This window comes from Protofrankia sp. CiP1_Cm_nod3, assembly GCF_982290655.1.
This window is the reverse complement of record NZ_CEVIVD010000001.1, coordinates 123,700-128,688: the sequence shown is the minus strand read 5'-3', so window position 1 is coordinate 128,688 and position 4,989 is coordinate 123,700. Positions and strand designations below refer to the sequence as shown.

The following is a 4,989-nucleotide window of genomic DNA, read 5'->3' as shown; positions in this document are numbered from 1 at the left end:
CGCGGGCTGGGCTCCAGCGGCACGAACCGGCTGCCGTCGTCACTGACCTGGACGAAGGTGAAGCAGTCGCCGAGCTGCTCGAAGTTGGTGGTGAGGTCGATGGGCCGGGGCAGCAGGCCGTCAGCGCTGTAGTCGTGGACCTTGCGCAGGCCGCCGATGAACGACTGCTGGGTCGGGCAGGGCCCGGCCTCCCGCAGTCCGCGGACGAACATGTCGGCGGACAGCCAGCCGAAGACAGCGCCCTCCTGCGTCGGGCTCTGGTTCTCCGGCGCGTAGGTGGACATCGCGCTGAGCATCCGCGTGTAGGCCTGCGCGTTCTGCTCGAACGGGACGAAGCTGACGTACACGACGACCCCGGCCAGCGTCGGGCCCAGCTGCCGCAGCAGTGTCTGGTCGTAACCGGCCGGAACGAGCACGGTCTTGAGGTCGACACCGGCGGCCCGCACCGCCGGGATCAGCTTCGCCAGGACGTCCGGGAAGAGCGCGCCGGCGATCGTGTCGATACGTGCCGCCTTCATCTGCCGGGCCAGCGTCTCGAAGCTGGTCGTGCTGGCGGTCACCTCGTATTCCATGTCAACGCTGACGCCGGTGCGCCGCAGGCTCTCGACGACCTGCTGGTGGTATTTCCGGGTCGAGTCGCTCAGGGCCATGTCCACCATGGCGGCGCGGGTGCCACCACGGCTGCTGGCGAAATCCCCCCAGACCGTGGACGACCCCTTCTCGACCGTGTAGTAGTGCCACGAGAACATGTTCTGGTGCTGCGCCCAGACCGTCTCGCCGGCGAACCCGGTGACCGGGATCCCCTGGTCGCCGAGATACTGTGCGGAGCCACCCGCCACCTGCAGTCCCTGCATGATGCCGAAGACCTTCTCGTCCTCGACGAGCTGACGGGCCCCGACCAGGTTCAGCGTGGGATCCGTCGCGTCGTCCCGCCAGACGTAGGTGAGCTTCCGGCCGTTGACGCCCCCTTCGGCGTTGGCCAGTTCGAAACGGGCCTGAACGCCGGAACGGAATCCGTGCGCCGGGGACGCCCCGGGCCCGGAACTGCTGTACAGCAGGCCGGCTTTGACCTCGGTGCTGGTCACCCCCGGCGCCGTACAGCTCTCCGCCTGCACGGATCGGCTGCTGTCCCCACCCCCGCACGCGACCACCAGACCACCCAGGCAGCTCGATGTGATGACCAGGGCGGTGAAACGTAAGTGCCAACGTCTGCTGACCAATGACATGGTGACCCGTCTCTTGTCCCAAGTGTGATGTTGAGCACAGGCCAGTGTAGGAGTATTCAATATGTAGTTATATGGTTACCAAAATTTGGCCTGTCGCCGGCCTGGCGAGTCACCGGGCGGCGACCCAGAACGGCGCGGGACAGGATGACGGGCCGCCGGCTGCCGTGCCGCGGCGCGGCCGTACAGGGCTGGCCTGAGCTGGCCTGATGCCGCAGGAGACGCGGGCCATGACCGTACGTGCACCTGCCGGGCGCGCGGGCCGCCGCCGCACGGGGCGGGATGACGGCCCGGCCGGCGGTGGCCGGACGGTGACGGCCGGACGGTGGTTCCGTCCGTCCGTCCGTCCGGCCGGCCGCCACCGCCACCGCCGGCACCGCACCGCGGGCCGGCCCGGCCCGTTCACGCGGGAGCGGCCAGCGGTGATCCGTGACCGCCCGCTCAGGGGAGCGTGCGGCCGCAGCGCGGGGTGGGTGGCAGCGGCAGGAACCTGCTGCCGTCGTCGCTGACCTGGACGAAGGCGTAGCAGTCACCCAGCCGTCCGGAGTTGGTGGCGAAGTCGACTTTCTGCAGGAGCAGGCCGCCACCGTCGTAGTCGTGGACCTTGCGCAGGCCGTCGATGAACGACTGGCGGGTCGGGCAGGGCCCGGCCGCCTGTAGCCCGCGGATGAACATGTCGGCGGACAGCCAGCCGAAAACGGTGCTCTCCTGCGCCGGCGCCTGGTTCTCCGGGGCGTAGGCGGTCACCGCGTCGAACAGCCGCCGGTACGCCTCGGTGTCCAGCTCGAACGGGACGAAGTCGATGTAGGTGACGACCCCGGACAGCGCCGGACCGACCTGTTGCAGCAGCGTCGGGTCGTAGCCGACCGGGATGAGCACCGCCCTGAGGTCGACCCCGGCGGCCCGGGCCGCCGGGAGGAGCTTGACCAGAACGTTCGGGAAGACAACCCCGGCGATGGTGTCGATCTGCGCCGCCTTCATCTGCCGGGCCAGCGCCTCGAAGCTGGTGGTGCTGGCCGTCACCTCGAAGGTCATGTCGGTGTTGACACCGGCGGCGTTCAGGCTCTGGGCGAGCTGCCGGTGGAACTTCTTGCCGGCATCGCCCGACGCTATGCCCATCAGGACGGCACGGGTGCCGCCCCGGCTGCGGACGAAGTCCCCCCAGCCGCTGGAGGAACCTTTTTCGGAGGTGTAGTAGTGCCAGGAGAACATGTTCTTGTAATTTGCCCAGACGGTCTCGCCGGCGGATCCGACAACCGGGATCCCCCGCTCGCTCAGATAGGGCGCGGAACCGGATGCCGCATGCGGCCCCTGAATGATTCCGAAGGCCCCTTCGTCCTCGACGAGGTCGCGGGAACCGACCAGGTTCAACGCGGGATCGGTGGCGTCGTCCCGCCAGGAGTAGACAATCTTCCGGCCGTTGACACCGCCCTCGGCATTGACCACTCCGAGACGGGCGTCGATACCGGACCGGAACCCGCGCAGCAGGGACGCCCCCGGCCCGGACGCGCTGAACACCAGACCGGCTCTGACCTCGGTATCGGTTACTCCCGGCGTCGTGCAGGACGACCGGACGGGCTGCCTGGCGACATCGCTGCCACCGCATCCGGCCAGCAGCCCGCCCAGGGTTCCCAATACGAGAACCAGGGTGATGAGATGTAGGCGGCGGCACCTTCTGGTCACTGTCATTCCGATGTCCCGTTCCGGTGGAAAGGAGCAGCAAGAAAATCATGCGGTGCCGGCGGCGGCACAAGAGCGGCGGCACGCGACAGGCATCATCGCGGGGATCGCGGGGCCGGTGCCGGCGCGGGGCAGGCCTCGCCGTACACCGCCGCCGGCCGTCGCGGCTAACTTCTCAGGGCCTGGGCCAGCCGCAGGGCCTGGGCTTCGGTCAGGCATTTCGTCGCGCCCTTGCCGAGGCTGACGGCCCGGCCCCCCCGAATAGCCGCCTGGAAATAGCAGGTGGGGAAAACGGGCTGGCCCTCCGTGAATGTTGTCGGTGGGATGATGCCGCCCAACGTCTCGCCCTTCAGCGCGTACAGGCCCTTCTTGACGTCGGCCGGTGTCGAGTCGGGCCCGATGTTACCCGCCCTCGCCGCCGCTTCGAACAGTTTGCCACCGGCCCACGGGTAGATCGTGTCATAGGTGAACTGCCGGCTTTTACGCAGGTCCGGGTAGTACGTGTCCAGCGCGTCGAGGAACTCCTTCACCGCCGGCACGGACCCGTCGGTGTAAAGGACGGTCGGGGACACCAGGAGAGCCCCGTCAAAACCCCTGTGCCCGAGCCAGGACGGCCCGAGGGCCGGGGTCTGGCCGATCACGGCCGGGGTGAATCCCTGCTGGGCGCACGAGTCCACGACCCGCGGCACGACCTCGGAGCTGTGCGCCACGAACAGCGCGTCCACGCCCTCGTCCCTCAGCGCCAGGCAGGCCGCGGTGTAGTCGGGCGCGGCCGCCGAGATCTTCCCGGTGGCGATCCCGACGCCGCCGACGAGGGCGGAAGCGGCCCTGCCCAGGCCCTCGAGCTGGGCGCAGACCGCCGACTCGGAGCAGTACAGCAGGCCGACCTTCTTCTTGCCCGCCGCCTTCGCCGCCTCCCAGATACCCACGGTGGTCACCGGGAGCGGCGCGCCCGTTACGAAGAAGTCCGCGTGGGTCAGGAAGGGCGACTCGACGGAGAGCCCGCCGACGACCGGGATGTCCTTCTCGGTCACGTAGTCGGCCCAGGTCGTGCCGACCAGGCTGCTGTCGCCGATGATGGCCACGACCTTGTCCTGCTCGACCAGTTTCCGGACGGCCCGCAACGACCTCGTCGGGTCACCGCCGTCATCCTCTATGATCAATCTTACCGGGCTGCCGTTGACGCCGCCCCGCGTGTTGACGGATTTGGCCCAGGTGTCGAAAACGTCCTTGAGCCGGCCGAGGGCGGCCGACTGCGCACCCGAACAACTACAGATCGCACCAAGGACGACCGGCCTGCCCGACGACGCCTCCGCGTCCGTCCCCGAACTGGAGTCCGAGGAGCCACAGGCAGCTACCACCAGCATCGCAGCGGTCAGTAACACCCACAACGCGGCGCCGCGTCCTTTCCCGTTCATCCTTCTCCTTCTGGTGTTCCGGCCGTCATGCCGGCGGACCATCGCGAAAAAAGCCTCACCGCACGGAGACCTCGTCGAGCGGCGGGAAGACGCCGGGGCCGGCGGCCCCCAGCGCCGGGTAGAGCCCGGTGAGCCGGATCGCCGGGATCGCGAGGACCGCCCCGGCCGGGACGGCGGCCGGCCCCACCAGCGGCGCGGCCAGCCACGGCCGGCCGTCTCCGCGGTGGCCGTACCGGTGACGCGTCGAGGGAGCCGACGATGACCCGCGGGCGGATGTGATGACAGCGGGCCAACTGGTCGACCGGAACGCAAGTATTGATCAACATGTCGGCGCGCCCGGCCTGCACCGCTGGGATCGCGCCGGCGGCCGTCACCACAGGCCCCACGCCGACGGGCCCACGCCGACGGGCCCCACGCCGGCGGGCCGCCCCGGTGCTCCGGTGCCGGCACCGCGGTCAGCGTGGCGCGTCGCCCACTCGGCCACTCCCCGTCGCAAAAGGAATCACTCCGAGTCACCGCTGACGCCGTATCGGCCTTCGCGGCAACGGTCACAGCTCTGCGTCTCCTTCGCCGGCCCCCGACTTCGGCTGCCCGTTCTTCTCTGCTGGTGCCTGTTCTTCTCTGCTGGTGCCTGTTCTTCTCTGCTGGTGCCTGTTCTTCTCTGCTGG

At 69.3% G+C, this 4,989-nt stretch carries 4 protein-coding genes; all 4 read right to left on the bottom strand.

The features are described 5' to 3' along the window. A partial coding sequence (locus AC5LUJ_RS00525; protein ID WP_493464301.1) for an ABC transporter substrate-binding protein occupies positions 1 to 1,085 on the bottom strand: 1,085 nt, incomplete at its 3' end. 579 nt (positions 1,086 to 1,664) lie between these two features. Beyond that, complete coding sequence (locus AC5LUJ_RS00520; RefSeq protein ID WP_250282564.1) at positions 1,665 to 2,912, bottom strand: ABC transporter substrate-binding protein; 1,248 nt, start codon at positions 2,910 to 2,912, stop codon at positions 1,665 to 1,667. Between the two features lie 158 nt (positions 2,913 to 3,070). After that, positions 3,071 to 4,321 carry an ABC transporter substrate-binding protein gene (locus tag AC5LUJ_RS00515; RefSeq protein ID WP_250282565.1) on the bottom strand — a complete coding sequence of 417 codons (1,251 nt, stop codon included), beginning with the start codon at positions 4,319 to 4,321 and terminating at the stop codon, positions 3,071 to 3,073. A gap of 55 nt (positions 4,322 to 4,376) precedes the next feature. Then, positions 4,377 to 4,508: a hypothetical protein gene (locus AC5LUJ_RS00510; RefSeq protein WP_445548350.1), complete on the bottom strand. Its 132-nt coding sequence runs from the start codon at positions 4,506 to 4,508 to the stop codon at positions 4,377 to 4,379. Between the last annotated feature and the right edge of the window lie 481 nt (positions 4,509 to 4,989).